This is a genomic window from Streptococcus rupicaprae (assembly GCF_040545225.1).
In the GTDB taxonomy this organism is placed as follows: Bacteria; Bacillota; Bacilli; order Lactobacillales; family Streptococcaceae; genus Streptococcus; species Streptococcus rupicaprae.
The window spans coordinates 33,439-55,211 of record NZ_JBEPLO010000004.1 but is presented as its reverse complement, the minus strand read 5'-3'; the positions used below and the strand labels follow the sequence as shown (position 1 = coordinate 55,211).

Annotated in this window: 19 protein-coding genes and 1 pseudogene; 5 read left to right on the top strand and 15 right to left on the bottom strand. The window is 44.6% G+C overall.

Annotation, left to right across the window (positions count from 1 at the left end; translation table 11 throughout):
* Positions 1-24 precede the first annotated feature (24 nt).
* From rpoZ to ABID29_RS02665, 3 genes are all read right to left on the bottom strand, one after another.
* Complete coding sequence (rpoZ, locus tag ABID29_RS02675; protein WP_168548674.1) at positions 25-339, bottom strand: DNA-directed RNA polymerase subunit omega; 315 nt, start codon at positions 337-339, stop codon at positions 25-27.
* A gap of 23 nt (positions 340-362) precedes the next feature.
* Positions 363-989, bottom strand: a complete 627-nt coding sequence (gene gmk, locus ABID29_RS02670; RefSeq protein WP_354364211.1) for a guanylate kinase — start codon at positions 987-989, stop codon at positions 363-365.
* Positions 990-1,069: 80 nt separating this feature from the next.
* The gene (locus ABID29_RS02665; RefSeq protein WP_354364209.1) at positions 1,070-2,677 is read right to left on the bottom strand and encodes a ribonuclease Y; all 1,608 of its coding nucleotides are present in this window, start codon (positions 2,675-2,677) and stop codon (positions 1,070-1,072) included.
* A 235-nt stretch (positions 2,678-2,912) separates the two neighbouring features.
* Here ABID29_RS02665 and ABID29_RS02660 point away from each other — a divergent pair, with 235 nt between their 5' ends.
* A complete protein-coding gene (locus tag ABID29_RS02660) occupies positions 2,913-3,398 on the top strand; it encodes an S-ribosylhomocysteine lyase (RefSeq protein WP_354364207.1) in 486 nt (161 codons plus the stop codon).
* Positions 3,399-3,570: 172 nt separating this feature from the next.
* Here the strand turns inward: ABID29_RS02660 and ABID29_RS02655 are convergent, their stop codons facing one another.
* From ABID29_RS02655 to ABID29_RS02625, 7 genes are all read right to left on the bottom strand, one after another.
* On the bottom strand, positions 3,571-4,206 hold the full coding sequence (locus tag ABID29_RS02655; RefSeq protein ID WP_354364206.1) for a CPBP family intramembrane glutamic endopeptidase: 636 nt from the start codon (positions 4,204-4,206) through the stop codon (positions 3,571-3,573).
* 377 nt (positions 4,207-4,583) lie between these two features.
* Positions 4,584-5,618 (bottom strand): hypothetical protein, encoded by a 1,035-nt coding sequence (locus ABID29_RS02650; RefSeq protein ID WP_354364205.1) that lies wholly within the window; start codon positions 5,616-5,618, stop codon positions 4,584-4,586.
* A 374-nt stretch (positions 5,619-5,992) separates the two neighbouring features.
* A complete protein-coding gene (gene gatB, locus ABID29_RS02645; RefSeq protein WP_354364204.1) occupies positions 5,993-7,432 on the bottom strand; it encodes an Asp-tRNA(Asn)/Glu-tRNA(Gln) amidotransferase subunit GatB in 1,440 nt (479 codons plus the stop codon).
* Positions 7,432-8,898, bottom strand: a complete 1,467-nt coding sequence (gatA, locus tag ABID29_RS02640; protein ID WP_354364202.1) for an Asp-tRNA(Asn)/Glu-tRNA(Gln) amidotransferase subunit GatA — start codon at positions 8,896-8,898, stop codon at positions 7,432-7,434. The genes gatB and gatA overlap by 1 nt, the downstream gene beginning before the upstream one ends.
* Positions 8,898-9,200 carry an Asp-tRNA(Asn)/Glu-tRNA(Gln) amidotransferase subunit GatC gene (gatC, locus tag ABID29_RS02635; protein WP_354364201.1) on the bottom strand — a complete coding sequence of 101 codons (303 nt, stop codon included), beginning with the start codon at positions 9,198-9,200 and terminating at the stop codon, positions 8,898-8,900. The genes gatA and gatC overlap by 1 nt, the downstream gene beginning before the upstream one ends.
* Positions 9,201-9,301: 101 nt before the next feature.
* Positions 9,302-10,153 carry a hypothetical protein gene (locus ABID29_RS02630; RefSeq protein WP_354364199.1) on the bottom strand — a complete coding sequence of 284 codons (852 nt, stop codon included), beginning with the start codon at positions 10,151-10,153 and terminating at the stop codon, positions 9,302-9,304.
* A complete protein-coding gene (locus ABID29_RS02625; RefSeq protein ID WP_354364198.1) occupies positions 10,134-10,973 on the bottom strand; it encodes a hypothetical protein in 840 nt (279 codons plus the stop codon). Before ABID29_RS02625 ends, ABID29_RS02630 begins: the two co-directional genes overlap by 20 nt.
* 107 nt (positions 10,974-11,080) lie before the next feature.
* On the opposite strand from ABID29_RS02625, the gene ABID29_RS02620 reads away from it, so the two are divergent.
* Positions 11,081-11,959, top strand: a complete 879-nt coding sequence (locus tag ABID29_RS02620) for a hypothetical protein (RefSeq protein ID WP_354364196.1) — start codon at positions 11,081-11,083, stop codon at positions 11,957-11,959.
* Positions 11,960-12,249: 290 nt separating this feature from the next.
* On the opposite strand, the gene ABID29_RS02615 is transcribed toward ABID29_RS02620, so the two are convergent.
* The 4 genes from ABID29_RS02615 to ABID29_RS02600 form a co-directional block, all read right to left on the bottom strand.
* Positions 12,250-14,358 carry a hypothetical protein gene (locus tag ABID29_RS02615; protein ID WP_354364195.1) on the bottom strand — a complete coding sequence of 703 codons (2,109 nt, stop codon included), beginning with the start codon at positions 14,356-14,358 and terminating at the stop codon, positions 12,250-12,252.
* A 95-nt stretch (positions 14,359-14,453) separates the two neighbouring features.
* Positions 14,454-15,008, bottom strand: coding sequence for a cysteine hydrolase family protein (locus ABID29_RS02610; RefSeq protein ID WP_354364194.1), 555 nt, complete (start codon positions 15,006-15,008; stop codon positions 14,454-14,456).
* A 1-nt stretch (position 15,009) separates the two neighbouring features.
* Positions 15,010-15,798 carry a GTP-sensing pleiotropic transcriptional regulator CodY gene (gene codY, locus ABID29_RS02605; protein ID WP_168548686.1) on the bottom strand — a complete coding sequence of 263 codons (789 nt, stop codon included), beginning with the start codon at positions 15,796-15,798 and terminating at the stop codon, positions 15,010-15,012.
* A gap of 130 nt (positions 15,799-15,928) precedes the next feature.
* Positions 15,929-17,143 (bottom strand): pyridoxal phosphate-dependent aminotransferase, encoded by a 1,215-nt coding sequence (locus ABID29_RS02600; protein ID WP_354364193.1) that lies wholly within the window; start codon positions 17,141-17,143, stop codon positions 15,929-15,931.
* 200 nt (positions 17,144-17,343) lie between these two features.
* Between ABID29_RS02600 and ABID29_RS02595 the strand changes: the two genes are divergently transcribed.
* From ABID29_RS02595 to ABID29_RS02585, 3 genes are all read left to right on the top strand, one after another.
* Positions 17,344-17,793: a universal stress protein gene (locus ABID29_RS02595; RefSeq protein ID WP_354364192.1), complete on the top strand. Its 450-nt coding sequence runs from the start codon at positions 17,344-17,346 to the stop codon at positions 17,791-17,793.
* A 232-nt stretch (positions 17,794-18,025) separates the two neighbouring features.
* Complete coding sequence (locus ABID29_RS02590) at positions 18,026-18,853, top strand: hypothetical protein (RefSeq protein WP_354364191.1); 828 nt, start codon at positions 18,026-18,028, stop codon at positions 18,851-18,853.
* Positions 18,854-18,866: 13 nt separating this feature from the next.
* Positions 18,867-20,129: a toxic anion resistance protein gene (locus ABID29_RS02585; protein WP_354364189.1), complete on the top strand. Its 1,263-nt coding sequence runs from the start codon at positions 18,867-18,869 to the stop codon at positions 20,127-20,129.
* A 161-nt stretch (positions 20,130-20,290) separates the two neighbouring features.
* Here ABID29_RS02585 and ABID29_RS02580 read toward each other — a convergent pair.
* A pseudogene (locus ABID29_RS02580) lies at positions 20,291-21,761 on the bottom strand (Cof-type HAD-IIB family hydrolase).
* Positions 21,762-21,773 lie beyond the last annotated feature (12 nt).

Here is a 21,773-nt window from a genome sequence, read left to right as displayed (position 1 = left end):
GTATCAAGGACGCACCAGACCTGGCTAGATCTTTTCGCCGTCTTCTTTTTCCTTGGCAATTTGCTCTTTGATTTTACGTTCTTCTTCTTCCTTGCGGAGACGCTCCAATTCTGCATGGCGACGAACAGCCTCACGTTTTGCCTCTGGATCAGGATGAATCACCACATTACCCGATTCGATTTCTTCTAAGGCACGAAGGGTAGATTTCACTGATTTAAAATCCTGAGTCGGTGCTGCACCCGCTTCTAATTCGTGGGCGCGTTTCGCTTCTAAAATGACTAAGGAATACTTTGATGGAACCTTGTCCAACAAGGTATCAATAGACGGTTTTAACATCATAATGGTTTATCTCGTTTCTATTTTTATTTAGCTGGAACTTCTGCGCATGCCATCTCAGCATAGCGGCCGATCACTCTCTCGACACGGAAATGTTCCGCCTCAATGATGCGCCGGACCCGCTCTGCAGCTAAGGGGACTTCATCATTGACCACAGCATAGTCATATTCGCGCATGAGGGCAATTTCTTCCTTGGCTCTGGCAATTCGCTGGGCAATGATCTCTTGCGAATCTGTCCCGCGTCCTACTAAACGATCTTGCAACTCCTCTAAGTCAGGTGGCGTCAAGAAGATAAAGACCCCATCTGGTACCTTGGATTTGACCTGCAAAGCCCCTTGAACCTCAATTTCTAAGAAAACATCAATCCCTTGATCAAGTGTTTCATTAACATAATTGAGCGGTGTCCCATAGTAATTGCCGACATACTCTGCGTACTCCAGCATCTGGCCTTGACGAATTAAGTCTTCAAATTCCTCGCGCGTGCGGAAATGATAATCTATGCCATCGACCTCACCCGGGCGTTGAGGCCGTGTTGTCATGGAGACAGAATACTTAAATTTATTATCCCGATGTTCAAAAATCTCTTTTCTAACCGTTCCTTTTCCAACACCAGATGGTCCTGAAAAGACAATCAGCAAGCCTCGCTCTTTCATGTCAACTCCTCAATTGCTTTCCTACTAGTTTAACAGAAAAAGCACCTGATTTCAAGTGCTTTTTCTTGGCTAGAGTCTATCTACTTGGCATAGTCAACCGCACGGGTTTCCCGAATCACAGTAACCTTGATATTCCCTGGATAATCCAGGTTTTTCTCGATTTTCTGGCGAATATCATGCGCTAGAATAGTGATCTTGTCATCCTTAACAATGTTAGGCTTGACCACCACACGAATCTCACGGCCTGCTTGAAGGGCATAAGCTTGGTGGATGCCATCAAAGCTCGTTGCAATCTCTTCCAGCTCTTGAAGACGCTTGATGTAGTTTTCCATCGATTCGCTCCGTGCACCTGGACGAGCAGCGCTGAGAGCATCTGCTGCCGCAACAATGACAGCAATGACTGATTCAGCTTCCACATCTCCGTGGTGGCTGGCAATCGTGTTAACCACAACAGGGTTTTCTTTATACTTTCTAGCAAGCTCCATACCGATTTCGACGTGACTGCCTTCAACCTCGCGGTCAAGGGCCTTGCCGACATCATGTAGGAAACCAGCCCTGCGAGCCAAGGCAACATTCTCGCCCAGCTCTCCTGCGATCACTCCTGCCAGTTTACCAACCTCGATAGAGTGTCTTAGGACATTTTGCCCATAGGACGAACGGAAATGCAAACGTCCCATGATTTTCATCAGATCAGGATGGAGGTTAGGTGCCCCAATTTCGTAGGCGGCCTCTTCACCGTACTCACGGATCCGCTGATCCATCTCAAGGCGCTTCTTCTCTACCAACTCTTCGATCCGAGCTGGATGGATACGCCCATCCTGGAGGAGGGTTTCCATGGTCATACGGGCAATTTCCCGTCTAATCGGGTCAAACCCTGACAAGACAACTGTCTCAGGAGTATCGTCAATGATGACATCAATCCCTGTCAAACTTTCAAAGGTCCTGATGTTACGGCCCTCACGCCCGATAATCCGTCCCTTCATGTTTTCGTCTGGCAGATGGAGCGAGGTCACCGTCTGCTCAGTCACATAATCCCCAGAAATCCGCTGCATGGCCTGAACCAGGAGATCCTTGGCCACCTTGTCTGATTTTTCCTTAGCTTCCGCTTCGGCAACCTTAATCAGACCAGCAATTTCATGTTCCAAGCCCTGACGCGTATCAGTCAAAATGATCTCACGCGCCTCCACCTGGCTCATCTGAGCGACTCTTTCTAACTCTGCTGTCTTTTGAGCTTCTAACTCTGTCAGCTTTGCTTCGCGCTCATCAATGTGTTTAGTTTTATCAGCGAGACTTTGCTCTTTTTTCTCGAGTGTTTTCTCTTTATTGCTTAAATTATCATCTTTACGATCAAGATTTGAAGCACGTTCTGCCAAACGAGCCTCAATTTGTTTCAATTCCTGTCTTTCAGATTTAAATTCTTTCTCGATATCCTCTCGATACTTTCTCGCTTCTTCTTTTGCTTCAAGCTGGACTTCTTTTTTCAACGCACTGGATTCTCGCTTGGCAGTCTGGACAAGTTCCTCTGCTTGCCGTTCTGCCTGGGTGCGAAGATTAGTCGCCTCTTGCTCAGCATTGAGAAGGGCTAGCTCTGCCGCTTCCTTTGAAGCTTTCATTTTCAAAGAAATCAACAGGCTACCAATGGCTAAACCTAGGAGCGCAAAGACAAGCATAATCATCAATGATGGCATGTCTTTACCTCTTTTACAATTTTTTACGAATTTTTTGGACAAATTCTCTATTATTTTACCATAAATTAAACAAATGGACAATCTAAAATCACCAAGCTATGATATAATATTTGAAAAGAGAAATTCCTAAAATAAGTTATTTTTAGCGCTAGAGTAACATTCTTAAAAGAAGGCTGGAATCTTTCGATAAGGTGACTGTTTAAGAATTTCCAAACTATTTTAAAAGGAGTTCCCCATGACCAAAGAAGTTGTCGTTGAAAGTTTTGAATTGGATCATACAATCGTTAAGGCCCCCTATGTCCGCTTAATCTCTGAAGAATACGGCCCTAAGGGCGATGTGATCACCAACTTTGATATCCGCTTGATCCAGCCCAACCATAATGCCATGGATACCGCTGGTCTTCACACGATTGAGCATTTATTGGCAAAATTGATCCGTACGCGTATGGACGGAATGATCGACTGCTCACCTTTTGGGTGTCGGACAGGCTTTCACATGATTGTTTGGGGACAGCCGACCGCTAGCCAAGTTGCCCAAGTCATCACAGAAAGCTTGCGTGAAATTGCTGAATCAATCACCTGGGAAGACGTGCCTGGGACAACCATCGAGTCTTGTGGCAATTACAAGGACCACAGCCTCCATTCTGCAAAAGAGTGGGCCAAGTTGATCCTAGACCAAGGTATTTCCGAAGATGCTTTTGAACGAAAGGTAAACGGATAGACCAATAAGGAAAACCACTAGTTTCCAATCACCGGATACTTCCTAAGGCAGCCTGAGGTATTTTATCCCTGTCAAATCCAAGTTGACATACAGAAATGATTGACCAAAAATAAACCACTTTAAAAGCATTGAACCTAGAAAGGATTCAGTGCTTTTTATATTTTTATAATCACTAAAAAATACCAGACATACGGAGAAACGCAATACAGTTATTGCAAGCATGCAGGAGAATAACAACCTCTAATTGTTTGGTCCGATGATATAAGTAAGCAAAGACCAGGCCCATTCCCCCATAGAGAGCCCAGGAGGCCAAATCAGTCGGTCCATGAAGGAAGCCAAAAACTACGCTACTGAGAACTATTGCTAAGATCGGCCGATGCTTCAGTAACCTCCCCATGAGGATCCCCCGCATGGTGACTTCTTCAAGAACTGGCCCTTGGCACACCACGAGAATAAAGAGTAAATACATAGGCATCTGGGCGTCTATGATATTCTGCTGGTTCTGAGGTTCAACGAGTTGGCCATATTGCCAAATCATCAGCAGGTTTCCCAGAATTTGCGTCAAATAAATGAGCAACATCCCTAAGCCCAGCCTCCTAAGTGTTCGCCAAGTCCAAAATTTCCCCCAAGCTTGAAATAACTCCAATCGGAAAGCTACGTATAAACAGATCAGCAAGAGGACTATCGACAGAATCGCTGTTACCACAGGATGGGCCGTCCAGACCATCGTATTGACGATAAAATCACTCGCAAATAAGATCATATAAGCAATAGCCGCTGACCAGTTATCCCACCTTGTTTTCTCCATAAGTCCTCCTCAGACAATTGATATATTAATAGTATAGCATATGGTCTTGTGAATGTGAAGTTTTAATCAATCTAAAAATTGCACTCTTGTCTCCATTTCCTATCAGCTAATGCTGTTTAGCCTTCTTCATCCTTTAGCTACTTACCACCTACTTGATGAATGTCCTGATAAAGCAGGCTAATACTCTTTGAAGATCAAAGATAGTCGTTGTCAACTGGCTTCGATGAACTCCAGTTCTATCATCAGCTTCCTTTCCTAGGCTAGATTGATTTTCTTTGAGTATAAGCCCTTTTCAAAACGGTTTTGAAATAGAACCTTGCAGGACTCGAAAAGCAGGAAAAAAGGCTGGCCTTATAAGCCAACCTCTTGTACATTAATTAAGCAGCGTCCTTGGTCTTAGATAGCAATCCTTCTAATTTTTTGACTTGTTCGGCAGTCAAGGACGGTGATAAAGCATCGATCAGTTCTTGTAGCTCCGCTTTGGTATGATTAGAAACTTCTGTCTCTAGCATAGTATAAAATTCTTGAAACTCTTCATCACTCATCTGGTAATCTACAGTAGTATCTGCTCCGCTGCTAGCCATAAGACTTTGTTGCAGTTCCTCTTGAGAGATGATATCTTTTTCAGCCGGAACCTTAGGTGCCTTATAATCAATCTTGTTGATAGCCATCTTGATGGTCATGCCATCTTCTTTATTTTCAGCTGATTTCATGGTTAAAACAGCTTCGGCATTATTCTTTTTGTCAACCGTCATGACGAACTTAGAATCCTTCGTAAAGGCACCCTGGGCAGTTTCCATCTGAGCCTTGTATTGCTGAGCAAGTTCCTTGGTCTCTTCATCGCCAGTCTCCAAAACTTTTTGGGTAAATGCCATTAACTCTTCTAGGGTCAAACTTAGGCTAACCTTGTCTCCAGACTTGGTAAAGTTTTTGCTGTCAATCTCTTTAAAGAAGGCAACATTTTCCTTGTTGGCAGGTGTTAATTCACCAAGATCAGGCAGGGGAGAACCTTGTGCATCTGCTACATCCATGTATTTTCCAGCCAAATCGCTAGAGGTCACACCATACATCCCTAACATAGGCTCTACCGTCATATAGGCCTTGTCACCAATATAAACCATTTCAAAATCAGATAAAGTTGGATTAACATCTGACAAATCTGCATGAAGACTGACTATTTTCTCTGACAAATCTTGACTTATCGTAGCTTTGATTTCCTTACCGATGAAAGAGGCCATCGGATTAACCCCGCTAGAAGTTACATCATCCAATTTGATGGTCATTTCATAGGCAACAGGCTTATCCGTGTATTGGTTTTCAAGACGCGAAATAAATTCGTCCTTAGGACTTTTTCCACAAGCCACCAACAAAAAGGTGAGGGGCAACCAGAGTAATAATGCTAGTTTTTTCATCGTAATCCTCCTCGTAAAAAACTATCTCTATTATACCATTTTTAAAATAAAATTTGTGAAAAAAACCGAATAAGCATATACTCACTGGCTAATATCCGAACTTTCACATCCCTAGGTATATCTAAAATCCAAGGACTCTAAACCTGCTGCTCTCCTATTTAGAAAGCCAATCAGCGACAGTAAGTTACTCACCTCAAGCTATTCCAAGGAAATCAGTTCCTTCCCACTACCAGTTGACCACATACTGCCTCTTTTCATAATAGGCCCAATCTCTCCACCTCAAATCCGTTACAAAAAACTCAAAAGCAGGAAACTTCCCTAGCTTCTGAGTTTTATCTCATAGAATCTCTATAGAATGAACTGTTGCAGAGCTCTTAATCCAACAATTTCTGCAATTCTTGGGCTAGGAGTTGTTGGGCCACTTGTGGGTTGGCTTGACCTTTTGTAGCCTTCATCAGGAAGCCTGTGAAGGCCTTGTCTGCATTGCGTTTGCCAGACTTAAAATCCGCAACAGCTGCTTCGTTATCTTCAAAGACTTGGTGGATAATGGGAATCAGAACCGCTGGGTCTGAAACCTGCACTAAACCTGCTTTTTCCACATGTTCCTTAGCTGAGCCGCCATTCTTAGCCAGGTGAACAAAGACCTTCTTGGCAATCTTAGAGGAAATGGTCCCATCTGCAATCAAGGCAATCATCTCGACCAGATTTTCTGGAGTCAAGGCAATCTTTTCAAGGACCGTTTGCTCAGCATTGAGGTACTGCGCTACTTCGCCTTGAAGCCAGTTGGAGACCTGCTTGGCATCGCCGCCGATGGCCACGGCCTGCTCGAAGAAATCAGATGTTGCTTTAGTGGCGGTCAACTGACCAGCATCGTAGGCTGACAAGCCCAAGTCCGCCATATAGCGAGCACGGCGCTCTGCTGGAAAGGCCGGCAAGCTAGCCCGCATCTCCGCAATCCACTCGTCTGAGATCTCATAAAGGGGCAGGTCTGGCTCTGGGAAGTAGCGGTAGTCCGCCGCTCCCTCTTTGACCCGCATCAGAATGGTGCCCTTTGTCGCTTCATCATAGCGGCGGGTTTCCTGACGGATTTGACCTCCACTGCGCAGGATCTTGGCCTGACGAGCTACTTCAAACTCCAGACCTTTGCGGACATTGGAGAAGGAGTTGAGGTTTTTGAGCTCGGTTTTGGTCCCAAACTTCTCCTGACCGTACGGACGTAAGGAAATGTTGGCATCGACCCGCATAGAACCCTCTTCCATCTTGACATCGGAAATTCCTGTGTACTGGATGATTTCCTTGAGGGCTGTCAGGTAAGCATAGGCCTCTTCTGGAGAGCGCATATCTGCTTCTGACACAATCTCAATCAGCGGCACACCCTGACGGTTGAGGTCCACGTAAGAATAACCGTCTGTCCCGTGGGTGTTTTTCCCAGCATCTTCTTCCAAATGAGCCCGCTCTATACGGATTTTCTTGGTCGTACCATCTTCTAGGGCAATCTCAATCCAACCATTGTAGCCAATGGGCTCATCAAATTGAGAAATCTGATAGGCCTTGGGGTTGTCAGGGTAGAAATAGTTCTTGCGGTCAAAGTGCATGTGCTGGTGAATGTCCATGTTGAGGGCCAGCGCAGCCTTGATCCCAGCGTCGATAACCCCCTTGTTCATCACAGGCAAAACACCCGGGAAAGACCAGTCAATCACATTGGTGTTGCTATTCGCATCTTCTCCAAAATGGGCCGAAGAAGGCGAGAAGATTTTGGAGTTGGTATTCAATTCCACGTGGACTTCTAGTCCGATAATGGTTTCAAAATTCATTACTTATCACCTCCAAAAATCACGGGCTGTTGCTTGTGGTAATCGGTCACCGCTTCAAAGGCTGCGGCTGCTTGGTAGATGGTCTCTTCAGAATATTTTGGACCAATCAGCTGAAGCCCTACTGGCAAGCCATCCACAAAGCCTGACGGGATGGAAATGCCCGGCAAGCCCGCCAAGTTAACTGGAATGGTCAAGAGATCTGCTAGGTACATGGCCACAGGATCCTGGCTTTGGCTGCCCAAATCATAGGCTACCGTCGGTGTCGTAGGCCCTAAAATCAAGTCATAATCCGCAAACACCTTATTGAAGTCTTCAATGATTAAGGTCCGCACTTGACCAGCCTTCTTGAAGTAGGCATCGTAATAGCCAGAAGAAAGGGCAAAGGAGCCTAGCATGATCCGGCGTTTCACTTCCTCACCGAAGCCTTGGCTACGGGTCTTGACATAAATATCTTCTAGAGATGTAGCATCTTCTGCACGGAAACCATAGCGAATCCCGTCAAAGCGTTGCAAGTTAGAGGATGCTTCTGCAGAAGCGATGATATAGTAGACCGCTACCCCATACTTACTGTGAGGCAGGCTGACCTCCTCTACAGCCGCACCCAAGTTTTCAAACTGCTTGGTAGCTGCCAGGATATTGTCCTTAATAGCTGGTTCGATCCCCTCACCCAAGTATTCTTTTGGCAAGGCAATCTTAAGCCCCTTGATGTCTTGGCCAATCTTGCTGGTGTAGTCGGCAATCTGGATAGGCGCAGAGGTCGCATCCTTCGTATCGCTACTCGCTAGGACATTGAGCAACTGAGCGTTTTCCTTAACCGTCTGTGAAAATGGCCCAATCTGATCCAGTGATGAACCAAAGGCAAAGAGACCATAACGTGAAATCGCTCCATAAGTCGGTTTTAATCCCACAATCCCATTAAAGGCTGCTGGCTGACGGATGGATCCACCCGTATCAGACCCTAAAGACAGACGAACTTGACCAGAAGCAACCGCTGTCGCAGAACCTCCAGATGAGCCACCTGGAACCTTGGTCTGATCCCAAGCATTCTTAGTCTTTTTGAAGTAAGATGTCTCGGTCGAGCCCCCCATGGCAAACTCATCCATATTGGTCTTACCAATGACAATCATACCGCTGTCATAGGCATTGGTTACCGCTGTCGCGTCAAAAATCGGCTCGTAGTTGTAAAGCATTTTAGAAGCTGCAGTCGTCAAGATCCCCTTGGTCGAGATATTGTCCTTGACCGCAAGCGGAATCCCTGACAGGACATTGTCTGCATCAATCCCAGCTGCATCAATCTTCTCAGCTTGGGAAAGGGCCAGCTCATCAGCTACGGTGATAAAGGAGCCAACCGCCTCTTCGCGCGCATGAATGTCTTCCAAGGTCGCCTTGGTCAGCTCCACAGCTGAAATCTCTTTTTTGACCAAAAGTTCATGCAATTCATCAATGGTCTTCTTGTTCAAGTTCATTAAGCATCTCCTCCTTCCTCTAAGATGGCTGGTACTTTGATAAAGTTGTTTTCTTTTTCAGGTACATTTTTAAACAACAGATCACGGTCTGGTCCTTTTTCCGTCACATCTTCACGGACAACCGTCTTCCGGTCCGCCATGGTTGTGGTAACAGGAATACCTGCCGTGTCCACCTCATTCAGCAACTCCACCATGTCCACAATCTTGGTCAAGGTTGTCGCGAAAGCTGTCGTTTCTTCATCGCTAAAGGCCAGCTTAGAAAGCTTGGCTACATGGCGTACTTCTTCTTCTGAGATTTTCATACCTTCTCCTTGCGCATTTACAGAATTCTATCTATTATATCATATTTCAGTCTATTTTTTGAACTTCAAATGAAGCCATTCCGTGTTGAATGCCATAGTAGTCAGTCCTTTAGCTGATCTTCAGTCCAAATAAAGATGTTGTGCAACCTATACTCTCCAGACATACCTTCCTCAAAAGACAGATGGTAAATCGTATCCGAATCCGGCATATGATAGTTCAGCCCTAAGCTTTTCGGTAGTATGGAATCCATAGAAATATAAGAATAAGTCGGCGGGCCAAACTCAGCGATCACCTCCTCAGGCAAGACCCCTGCTTTCTCTTCTAAAAAGTCTGCAACTTCCAGAGCAGCAATCTCGTTAGCTCTTCCTTTTAAGTCTGGATTCTCCCCCTTCTTAAGTGGATAATCTTCCGCTATGAAACGTCCAAAATAGGCAAAAACACGATAGGCCCCATCAATCCGCTTTATCCCCAAAGCGACATCTTGCATAGTCTCCCCTTCTTCTTTTGCGACCACAGAGTGGGCCGTCTTATCAAAGGCATATTTCTGGTAGATAATGAAAAAAGAGGTCGGATCTCCCTCATTGATCTGCATATCTGAAGGCTTACCATAAGTTTTCAAAATGTCTGTCAATTTTGTCCCCTCATGACCAAGCTCATCTGCCTTGATCGTTTCTAGATTTTCCGCTGTCCATAAGTAGTCATACTCTTGAGCCGATTGAGCGATCAAAGACTGAGCATAAGCCTCGGTTTCCTCTGGTGTCAGTGGCCGCTTCTGATAACGCTCCCAAGCCAAGTAACCAACTGTCACTAGCAATAAAACGGTCAACATAACTAAGACGAAGCGATAAGGCCTTAAGATTCTGCTGATTTTCTTGAAAAAGAGAAAGCGATCCAGTTCTTGGACAAGGTCTTCAAGCTCATTTTCCCTTCTCTTATTCGGTGCTTTTTTCACCCTCTTCTCCTCCTATCATCCCATCCACAGAGACTAAATGTGGTTCCTTGCCATCATGGCCAAGAAAAAGTAGACTGACGTGATCCTCTTTTCTCCACTCCTTGACTCCTATACGGTAATAAAATGCATATACGTGTTCCGTATCATCCAGTAAACTATAAGCCACAGAGTTTGGAAGATCATGTTGGTCAATAACTTCTTGATAAGACGTTCCTTCCGACTGAGGGTCAAGATAATTTGTTGGCCTCAAGGCGTCAAAATCATCTTGACTCCAATCAAAAGTCGTATGCCACTGAGCAACGAAAGGTGAATCGCTGAATTCTCCTTCTGCCTCCCTGCTATACAGACGAAACACACCATCTACTTTCTTAAACAAGAGAGTCACTTTTCGGTAAGGAATACTGTAGTCATATTTGTTGGAGAGGTAGCTGATCTGAAAGGCATCTATATCTTCTTTTCCAGCAATCAACTCTGCGCTTGACGGCTTTCCATGAGTTGACAAAACATCCTTCAAACTGCTTCCTTTCCGATCATCCTTGGTAGAAAATTCTAAGGCCTTAACCTCTTCCAGGCTCCAATCAAAGGAATAGTCGGATTCAGATGCTACTAAACCATCTATATAAGTTTGTAATTCTAATTCGCTCAAGTCTCGATTACGATAGGCACGTACACCCAAACCAATCAGAAGAACCCCCAACAGGCTAATCACCATAATAATCCAGCGAGAATAGTTTGTCTTTTGCATCTTGACCTCACGGTTTAACTGGTCTTGTTGCAAATCACTTGCCAGCGTCTCTAAATTGCGTTTCTTTTCTACCATTGCCATCTTTCCTTTCTCACAATAGTATATCATACTTCATTCTGATTGCTTCACATAGAAACTATATGATAAAATGGGATAAGTTCTAAATGTCGAAAGGATATGTTATGGCTTCCAAAGATTCCAAGACCAAAAGCTCAAACCAGTTGTATCTAGTTCCTAAAAAGACCAATCCATCCCCTAGTGCTCTAGCTTTTGGAAGCCTTTCTATCGCGAGTATCATCAGTGCTCTTATCTTCCCCCAGCACCTCCTTGCCATAGGACTTGTTGCAGCAGGAAGTTTGGGCGCCTTGTCTTTGGGGAAATACATTACTTCTCTGTTCCAGCCCAACAACATGCAGCAATTGCAAGAGTTAAAAGAGGATCTTTTCCGCTGTGATCAGCAAATCAAGACCCTTGAACATCTCATTGATCAAAAGGAATACATTTCATACGGCATCTTATCCTATCAAGTCCTGCCCCAAATTCGCCAAATTCTCGAAAAAACCAACAGCCTAAAAAACCAGATGGACCAGGATATCTACCACCGGATTAGCCAAAGTCTAAGTCATGAACAAAAAAAGATTGAGGAAAATCTGCAGTCTCTCAATCTTTCAACTCTTGCTGATACAGCAGATTCTGTAGCCCATGATATTTTAAATATCGCTCCCGAAATAACCGTCACCTACCAAAACATCCAGCGGGATCACTTAGAAATCCTGTCCAAACTTCAGGACTCTGATAATCAGGCTGAATTGAGAGCCATCCACGAGATCAACATGAAACAGTTCTACGATATTCTCCATGGCTATCTCAAAATCAAAAAAGCTCCAAAGAATTACAATCAGGCCGAAGCACGACTAGCCAAAGCCAAGGCTGCCCTAGAACAATTTGACACAGACCTTGACACTACCTTGAAAAAATTAAATGAAGCTGAGCTTGGCGATTTTGAAATCTCACTGCGGATGATGGAGAAAAAACACTATGGGCAAGAAGACTTATTTTAGACCACCTCTTTAACTTCATAGACTTTATTAAAAACTAAAGCCCTGATACTTGCGAACCTTGCGCCAAAAAACTGATAACAGCAGGACACCACATCCATAAAAGCCTTAGAAAAACGTCATAAAAAGCGTTGATCTAAGGCTTTTACAAATAACTTGAAGATTTCAAAGTGACTTGTAATCCTTGCCTGAAAGAGAGAACACAGCTTCGTCTAGGAAACAAAAGTTACCCTACAAGCTAGATCCCTCTCTTTCTCAAAGCGACTGGCCTGCCCGTTCAGAAGATTTGATACCTATTCTTCCACCTCCTTAATCAATTCATCAAATAGCAGCGAAGGTTCTTCCCATTCCTCCTGAATAAGATAATCAAAATTAGACGTAGCAGGCAAATCAATTAAACTTCTATCTACGGGACTGGAGGTGGTTTGGTTTAATACCTGACCTCCCTTAATTTGAAAAGCTCGGCCACCTAATAGATAGAGACCATCTGACAGCTGACTCGTATCCAAGTTCTCAAAGATTTCCGATTCAGCCGCTTGATACTCAGCCCAGCCATAGTAAAAATCGTCAGAGATAGTCATTAAATCAACCGTCACCACTAAGGCCCCTGATTTTATTAAATCTTCCACTGATAGGCCACCCAAGCCATAGAAAGCCGACTGAACAGGATCCGACGATTGCCTATGAGAGGCTTTTTCAGAAAGAATCGCTTCAGATAGGTCCCAAAAACGGTAACCGGTATAGGAGCTGTAGATAGTCCCAGTATCCATCACGGCCAAATGAGCCTTGTGGTCAGTCTTTGCAATGGCTTGCTTGACTAATTCCTTGTAGTGGTTTCTCAGTCTTTGGGCCTCTGAACTTTCTGCAAAATGCCTCAAGATTATGCTATGCTCATAAAGCGAGTCATCTCCTTCGTAGGTTGTGGAAATGACTTGTCCATTTTCAAATCCTAGCCTAACTGGAATTCTAATCTTCCCCTGCTCCAGGTAAGCGAGCACTGTCTGAGTACCTTCGAGATAGGCGACTACTGTAGCCGTCACTTTTTGACCCAGTTGATTATAGAAAGATTCTATAGCCGTGATAATTTCCTCCTCGGACAGTGTATCTTTGCCAGTCAATCTTCCTCCGTCTGAATCATGCGCCACTTCGATTTCTTCCAAGGAATAGTAGTGCGTGTTAGATTCATCTTTGTCTAAGCCTTTTGGGGAAATCGGCATACTCTGATTAGCTATGATTTGCCCATCTTGGACAACATAGAGCTGATCATTGAGGAGATAAGAGCCGTCTGGTAAACTCGACAAATCTCCATTCTCCAAAAGGCCGTAACCCGTACTATAGTCAGAAGAGTTTTTTAAGGAAATAGCTGGCATTAAGAGACCATAGGCCATGTAGGTCTCGACATCAATCCCATAATAGCCCTCATAAGCCTTCAAGACAGCCTTATCTGATTTATTATTTTTCTGCGCCAATCGGACCAATTCTTCTGGCAATTGATAATCCTCAGGCGTCCGAAAAGTGATCTCAAGCTCGGCTGGCTGTTCTTCCTCAGGCAAGTCATCAGCCAAGGTCTCTACCAAGGACTGATAGATCTTTAGGGTCTCCTGAGCTTCTATTTCTTTGCTCTTTTCTTCCAATAAAGTGTTCAAGCCTTGACGAACATCAATAAAACTTGTCCCTAAAACCTCCACTTTGCGACTAACTCGATCCTCTTCAAACTGAATCCTGACAGGGAGGTCAACTCCTTGATCGCTTAAAACAACCCTTGCGTGTCCTTCCTCTTTAGACTGCACAGCTACTTCATAGTCATAGCCGTAGGATTGATATAAGGACTGTAAACTTTCTTCAATTCCCCTGTTCTTCTGATAAGAAACAAACTCTCGGTGGATTTGAGGAAGCCCTATAGCCGCTATCAGTAGGCCAACCCAAACAAGAAGCGCTAGTTTCAGGTTGATTTTTTTCTGAGATTGCAAAAAAGGAATGGTAAACTCTTCCTCGGAAAGACTTGAAAAATAGTCCAAAATGGGAAAACTTGCAATTAGCAGGGCAAAGGGAAAGTTTTCTTTGATTAGAAAAATTCCCATCAAAATAAGCGAAGAATTCATAATGCCATAAATAGCTGCTATTATAGTCACTATCAGATAAAGGAGACTACTCAAACCCTGCCACTTAGTATCTGCTGCCCTCAGTCGACCGATTGCCCTAGTCAAATTCCCAATAAATCCTAAGAGGTAAAGTATGCCACAAGCATAGGCCAGGTAAACCCATACCACCAGGCCAGACATCATTCCTCCCGAAAGGAGCAATTTTATGACTAAATCAATTAGGAGGTATCCTCCAAATGGAAATAATAGCCACATCAGCAATGGCAGATAGACGAGCAGATAACCGATTTTTTTCTTCATTTAAAATCCTCATATAAATCCATAGATTAGAAAATTTAAGCAAAAAAGCAGGATCCTCAAACTTTTTAAATCACTGCTCTTTCTAATTATTCTACTTATTCTACGATAGTTGCTCCAAGCACATTTTTAAAATGGTTGAGAGCAAATTGATGATTTTCCTCTGTTAGACTGGCAACTGCTGAGGCCACGATTTCAATCTGATACCCTAGATTATAAGCATCAATGGCCGTGTGCAGCACACAGATATCCGATAAAACTCCTGTTAAGACGACTGTTTTGACCTCACGTTCTCGCAGACGGATATCCAAGTCTGTCCCCGAAAAGGCCGAATAATGCCGCTTGTCAAACCAGAAAACACGGGTATCCTCCTTGATGGCTTCGTAAACCTCAGCCAATTGGCCATAGAGGTCCCTACCAGAAGTTCCTTTGATATTGTGAGGAGGAAACAGCCTGGTTTCAGGATGAAAAACATCGTCTTCCTCATGGCTATCAATAGCAAAGAAGATATAGTCTCCTCGCTCATAGGCTTCCTGCGTGACCTCTGCAATCCGCTCGTCAATCGCTTGGGCGGGCTTTCCTGCAGTTAGCTTGCCATCTTCCGCCACAAAATCATAGGTATAATCAATCGAAATCAGAGCTTTCTTAGTCATTTTAATAATCCCGTTTCTTCACTTCTTCGAAAACATCTGGAATCAAGACCTTCAAGTAAGTTCCCTTCATGCCGAGCGAACGGCTTTCAATCACTCCGGCAGACTCTAATTTACGAAGGGCATTGACAATAACCGACCGTGTAATCCCGATACGATCTGCAATAACAGACGCCGTCAACTGGCCTTCTTTGCCATCTAACTCTTGCAAAATGGCAGAAACAGCCTTCATTTCTGAGTAAGAGAGGGTGTTAATCGCCATGTTAACAGCCGTGCGTTTACGGATACTTTCCTCGTCTTTCTCGCGTTGGAAATTCAACAATTGTAGCCCCACTACTGTCGAAGCCATTTCAATTAGAATCAAGTCCTCATCGTGGAACTGCTCATCATTGCGCCAGATCAGCAGAGAACCAAAGCGAATCCCAGAGACATGAATAGGGACAATGGTTGTCAAACCGTTAGGATAGAGGTCCTGCGCATCCTTTGGAAATGCTGTCAATTCGTTAGTCACAGGAATATTGGCCTCTGTTTCGTAGATCAGTGACGCCAATCGTACATAATCTTCAGGGAATTGCTTGCGCTCAAAGAAAGCCTCAATTCGATCATTATTTGTCCGATACTTGAGGAAATAGCCCAAAACTTCTCCTGAGCTATTGATAATACAAGCATTACAGTCAATAATGTCCGCCAACTGATTGGCGATTGGATTGTAAGGAAGATCGGCTTGGAGCTGCTCTTCTGAACGTTTCAAAATCGCTGTAATCTTACGTGTTTTTTCTAATAAAGTTGCCATTTCAACCACCTTGTTTTTAATTACACTCATTATACCAGATATTGCGTAAAATCGCAACAATTATCAGAATATTCCTATTGTTAAAATGCAAAAAACAGACAAAACATAGATTGCCTTGCCTGTGAATACCTTACCGCTTGTATTGCTTTAAATGACGGGTCAGTTTTTCTTGAAGATCTCCGAGCTCTTCCACCGTTGGCAGGTAGACAATTCGGAAGTGATCTGGCTCTTGCCAGTTAAAGCCTCGACCATGGACTAACATGACCTTCTCCTGCTTGAGGAAGTTCAGCACAAACTGCTCATCGTCGTCGATCCGATACATATCTCGGTCGATCTTTGGAAAGACATAGAGACCCGCCTTGGGTTTGACCGTAGAAAGGCCTGGAATGGCATTGATGGCTTTGGTGATAAATTCTCTCTGCTCAAAAATTCGACCGCCTGGCTTGAGGAGTTCATCGACCGACTGATAGCCACCGAGCGACGTTTGAACCACCTGTTGGGCCAAGACGTTAGAGCATAGGCGCATATTGGCCATCATGTTGAGGCCCTCAATATAGCCCTTGACATGGTCCTTGCGCCCCGAGAGCACCATCCAGCCCACTCGGAAACCACAAATCCGATGAGATTTGGATAGGCCGTTCATAGTTACTACAAAAACATCTGGTGCAAGGCTGGCGATCGGCGTATGTTCCAGCCCATCAAACACCATACGATCATAAATTTCATCTGAGAAAATAATCAACTCATGCTGGCGAGCAAGCTCAACAATCTCTTCTAATAGTTCCTTGGGGTAAAGAGCACCCGTCGGGTTGTTGGGGTTGATGATCACGATAGCCTTGGTGCGGTCGGTAATCTTGCTTTTAATGTCATCAATATCAGGGTTCCATTCTGCCTGTTCATCGCAGATATAGTGAACAGCATTTCCTCCAGCCAGGCTGACAGAGGCTGTCCAAAGCGGGTAGTCTGGCATGGGCACTAAAACTTCATCTCCATTGTCCAAAAGGGCATGCATGGACATGGTGATGAGCTCGGACACTCCATTACCGATGTAAATATCGTCAACATCTATATTAGGAAACTGCTTCAACTGACAGTACTGCATGATAGCCTTACGGGCTGAAAAAATCCCCTTGGAATTAGAGTAACCCTCGCTGTAGCGGGCATTACGAATCAAATCCTGAATGACCTCATCCGGTGCCTTAAAGCCAAATTCAGCTGGATTTCCTGTATTGAGACGCAAAATTTGCTCACCGTTGGCCCGCATACGGTTAGCTTCATCTAGCACTGGACCACGGATATCGTAAGCCACATGTTCTAACTTAGATGACTTATTATATAGTTTCATCTCTCTTGTCCTCACTCTCCTCTTTTAAAGTATGTCTTATTGTAGCGCATTTCCTTTTTTTTCACAATAAAAAAGATGAGAATTATCAACTGATCAAGTGTAAGCCTTTACATTTTTTCTAAAATAGTTTACAATAGAGTTAGAAAGAATCTCACCCCATGTAGCACAAGTTGCTAGCATTAAGATAAGGAGGACGGATTATGCTACAAACCTATCAGACCATTATGGTCGCTGTCGACGGCTCTCCAGAGGCTGAATTAGCCTTTGAGAAAGCCATCCATGTTGCCCTGCGAAACCAGGCCCAACTCATCATTACCCATGTCATCGACAATCGTTCCCTCCACACCTACTCGGCCTTTGACACCAATGTTTACGTTAATCTTGAAAAAGAGGCCAAGTTGCAATTGGTGGCTTATGAAGAGCGTGCCCGTAAGGCTGGCCTACAGCACGTCAAACAAGTGCTAGAACTCGGTGACCCTCGGCCACTTCTAGCAAAGGAAATTCCTGATCGTGAACAGGTGGACCTCATCCTTTTGGGAGCTACAGGGCTTAATTCTTTTGAGCGCTTGCTCATCGGCTCTTCTTCTGAGTACATCATGCGCAATGCTCGAGTTGACCTGCTGATTGTCCGCGATCCCAACAAGGTCTAACTCCATCCACTGCTAAAGGCTAGGACAGGGTGTCCTGGCCTTTCCTCTTTGATTTGCCATTAGTAGATCAAAGAATGGAGGAATTCCAACGCCGCTCCTAGCAAAGCCTAATCTCCCACTAACCACCTCATAGCTGGCTCCTCTTGGAACTTTGAAGTTTGCTAAACGCTTGTTTATAGAAGGCTTTCAGTGTATAATTTAAGAGAACTTGATTAGAAACAGGGAGTAGTTTATGATTGATTTTTTGATAACTGTTCTCATCTTTGGTTTACCAGTTGCAGGTGGCATCGGGGCCTGGCGCTACAAGACTCAAAAGGACCTGATGCGCATTGAACGTTTGACTGTCAGCCTGCAAATGGGATTGGACTATGTGAGAAACCTAAAGCAAAGCGACCAGCAGGGCCAATATCCTCAGCTCTACCGAAAGATTAACCAGGACGCTAAAGAACTGGACCGCTTGGTTGAGCGCCACAGCAACCGTCTTGACACCCAGAAATACCAAGATGCCATCACCATGATCCATGTCTCATCTGCCCTCAAACCTAAAGGAAATTTCCTAAATGACGTGACCGATGGGGTCCTCAACCTAGTTGAGGATATCTTCCCAGATGCTGGCAAGGTCACTGCAAGACTGAGGCCTAAGGAAACTGTCGATAATCCTGATATTATCTACCAGGCAGCTGACGATAAGAGCCATGAAACCTTTCTTAAAATGCGCCACATCCAGCAAGTGGCCCCAGAGATTTTAGAAACCTATACATCGCTCAGCAAGAGCCACGAGCAAATCGTAGAAAAATTAGAAAAGACGCAACTGGCCAATAAGAAAGAGCTTCTCGCTATCCACCTCAGCAATATGAGAAATTTCAACGATGTTTTGGATGGCTACCTGCGTATTAAGGAAGACCCGAGCCAATATTTTAAGGCAGAAGATCGCCTCAAACAGGCTAAATTTTCTCTCGAAAGTGGCCAGGAAATCCTCAAACAAACCCTACGCCAAATCAATGAGAACGATATGATGAATTTTGAAATCAGCCTGCGTCTCTTGCAAAATGACAATTAAAAAGGAGTAACTTATGACCCAAACCTTCAATTTTGACATCGACAAAATCGCTAACTCTGCTGCAGCTCCAACAGATAAGACAACTGAACTGATCCAGCAAACAGCCCAAGGCGAGGCTGAATCCCTCTCTTTCTTTGACAAGTTGACTCCTGAGCAAAAAGAGGCGATTTCCAGCCGGGTTCCAGCTCTTGTCGACAGTTTCGTGGATAACCAAAACAGCCTTCTGGATTTCGGTAAAGAAGCTGTTGAGGCTGTCAATAAAACGGTGAACCATATCTTAAAGGAACAAAAAAATATCCAGATTCCTCAAGTTGATGAACTCCTGCTCAACACCAACCGTGAATTGAACGGTTTCGTTGCCAAGTACAAAAACGTCGGCGAAGCGGCTGACTTAGAAAAGAAACCCAACCTTCTTCAAAAGCTCTTCAAACAAGGGAAAACCAGTCTCCAAGACTTCTACTTTGAAGCCCAGTCCATTGAGAATCGGATGGACGGTTTAGCTGCCAGTGTCGCTAAAAACGAGGATACTCTCTCACGCAATATTATCTCTGCCGAGCTCTTGATCGAAGAAAATACCAATTCTATTGAAAACCTAGTTGGCGTTATTGCCTTTGTCGAAGCCAGCGGCCGAGAAGCCAGCCAACGAGCAGACCAACTCCAACAAGAATTGGCGCTGTTAGATTCTACTTCTGTTGACTATCAGGTTAAAAACGAGCAGATGATGCGGATGACTGAGGTCGTTAATTCCTTGGAGCAACAACGCACTGAATACATCAGTCGACTCTATGTCGCCTGGGCAACCACGCCACAGATGCGCAATCTGGTCAAGGTTTCCTCAGACATGAAGCAAAAACTCGGGATGATTCGTCGCAACACGATTCCAACCATGAAGTTGTCTATCGCCCAACTCGGTATGTTGCAACAGTCTGTCAAGGCAGAAGTCACCGCAGACGCCATCATCAACGCTAATAACGCAGCCCTTCAAATGCTGGCTGAAACCAGCAAGGAAGCCATTCCTCGTATGGAGGCAACTGCCCAACGGCCGACCATGGCTATCGAAACTGTGACCAAGTTAGCTGAGAGCCTTGTCGCTCAAAACGAAGGCATTATCCAGGCTATTACCAACGGCCGTGCCCAACGCCAGCAGCTGGAACAGGCCATTGTCCAATCTGCTCAAACCATCAATGACTCTGTTAGAATACGAGACCGTAAGATTGTTGCAGCCTTGCTTGAAGAAGGCAAGGCTGTCCAAGACAATTTGTCCCAAGAGGCATAATCGCTCTTTTGAAGAGCTGGAATCAGGTAATCTCCACGCTTAGCCTTTTGCTCTAAGAGCCTTAGAAAAAGTGTTACGAACAGTAAAAACCGCATAAGATCAAGCCCTCAAAAAGCCTGATTTTATGCGGTTTTAAAATAAAATCATTCTTAATGACTATATCATTTTTGCCTAGCCGTATACTCAAAGCTAGCCCTTGTCGACTCGCTTCGATGACCCCCAGTTCTAGCATCAGCTTCTTTTCCTAGGCCAGATTGATTCGCTTTGAGTATCAGTTGTCGCTCTAATTCTGCTCTGATTTTAGGCTCTGGAGCAAACTCTTTTTCCCAATGCGGTGGCTTCAAAACCTTATGGGTGACAGGGTCATGATGCGCCTTGCCATCGGACCAGATTTTCCCCATGTTGGCCTGGTGGACAATCTCAAAAAACGGCTCTGGGTCAACCCCCATCAGAACAAAACTACCATAGGTGAGATAGAGCAGGTCAACTAGCGCATCCACCTGATTAACCAAGGACGGTGCTGTCTCCTGATTATCCTGCTTTGATCGTATTTTTTGCGCAGCCTTGTCCAGAGCAAGATGCAGGGCTACCACACCATCTTCAAAAGCTTCTTGGCTTTCAGCTGTGCCATGAACCATTTCCAGAAGTTCTTCCAATTTAAAATCCACGCGGTGCAGTAACTCTTGGTAGATAAAGGCCTTAGGGCTTTCAGGAACCTCACCATCCATCAGACGATGAAAATCCTGAACAGCTTGAAATTGACGATCCTCACTTACAGTCACTCTTGTCTCCTTCTACCAATCGAAAATGTCTCAAAGCCTTAGCAATGCCAGAACGATTGTTGGTATCGGTCGTGTAAGAAGCTCTTTGCTTAACACGCTTTTTAGCATTACCCATGGCCACACCGATGCCAACACCGGCTAACATTTCTAGGTCATTTTCAGAATCTCCAAAAGCCATGATCTGATTCAACTCAAATCCAAAATGCTTGGCGACTACACCAATTCCTTTGATTTTAGACATGCCTCGACTGATAACATCAGCTGCAAAAGGACTGCTTCGCGTAAAGCTTAACTTCGGAAATCGCCCCCCTAGCTTATCTGTTTCCTTCTTACTTGCCAGCATCATGACCTGATAGATAGGCTGATTCAATTTAGATAGCATCTTTTCCCTGGTTTTGGGTCGAATTCGGCGGTAAATGTGATTAAAGCCAGCCATCAAGAGATGGGCTACAAAATCAGGCATTCGACTCGCCAGCCAGTAGGCCCACGGTTTGACCCCGACATGTAACAACTTACTGCCTACCACATCGTTCGCGGTTCCAAAAGAAAGATCACGTCGTTTTAGCTGGGCATAGTCGATTAAGTCTCGGAGGCTATCCATCGGCAAAGGCTGCTCTGCCAGAACTCCACTACGGCCAAAAATGTATTGTCCATTGTAGCAAACCGCTACATCCAAATTCAAGGCTGCCATGTAGGGCATGGAGAAACTAGGCCCCCGTCCTGTTGCTAACCCAACCAGGTATCCTTTCTGCCTCAATTCGTTAATGGCACAAATCGTCGAAGCAGAAACCGTACGATTATCAGTCAATAATGTTCCATCAATATCAAAAAACACTGCTTTTATGTTCAAAACATTACCAAC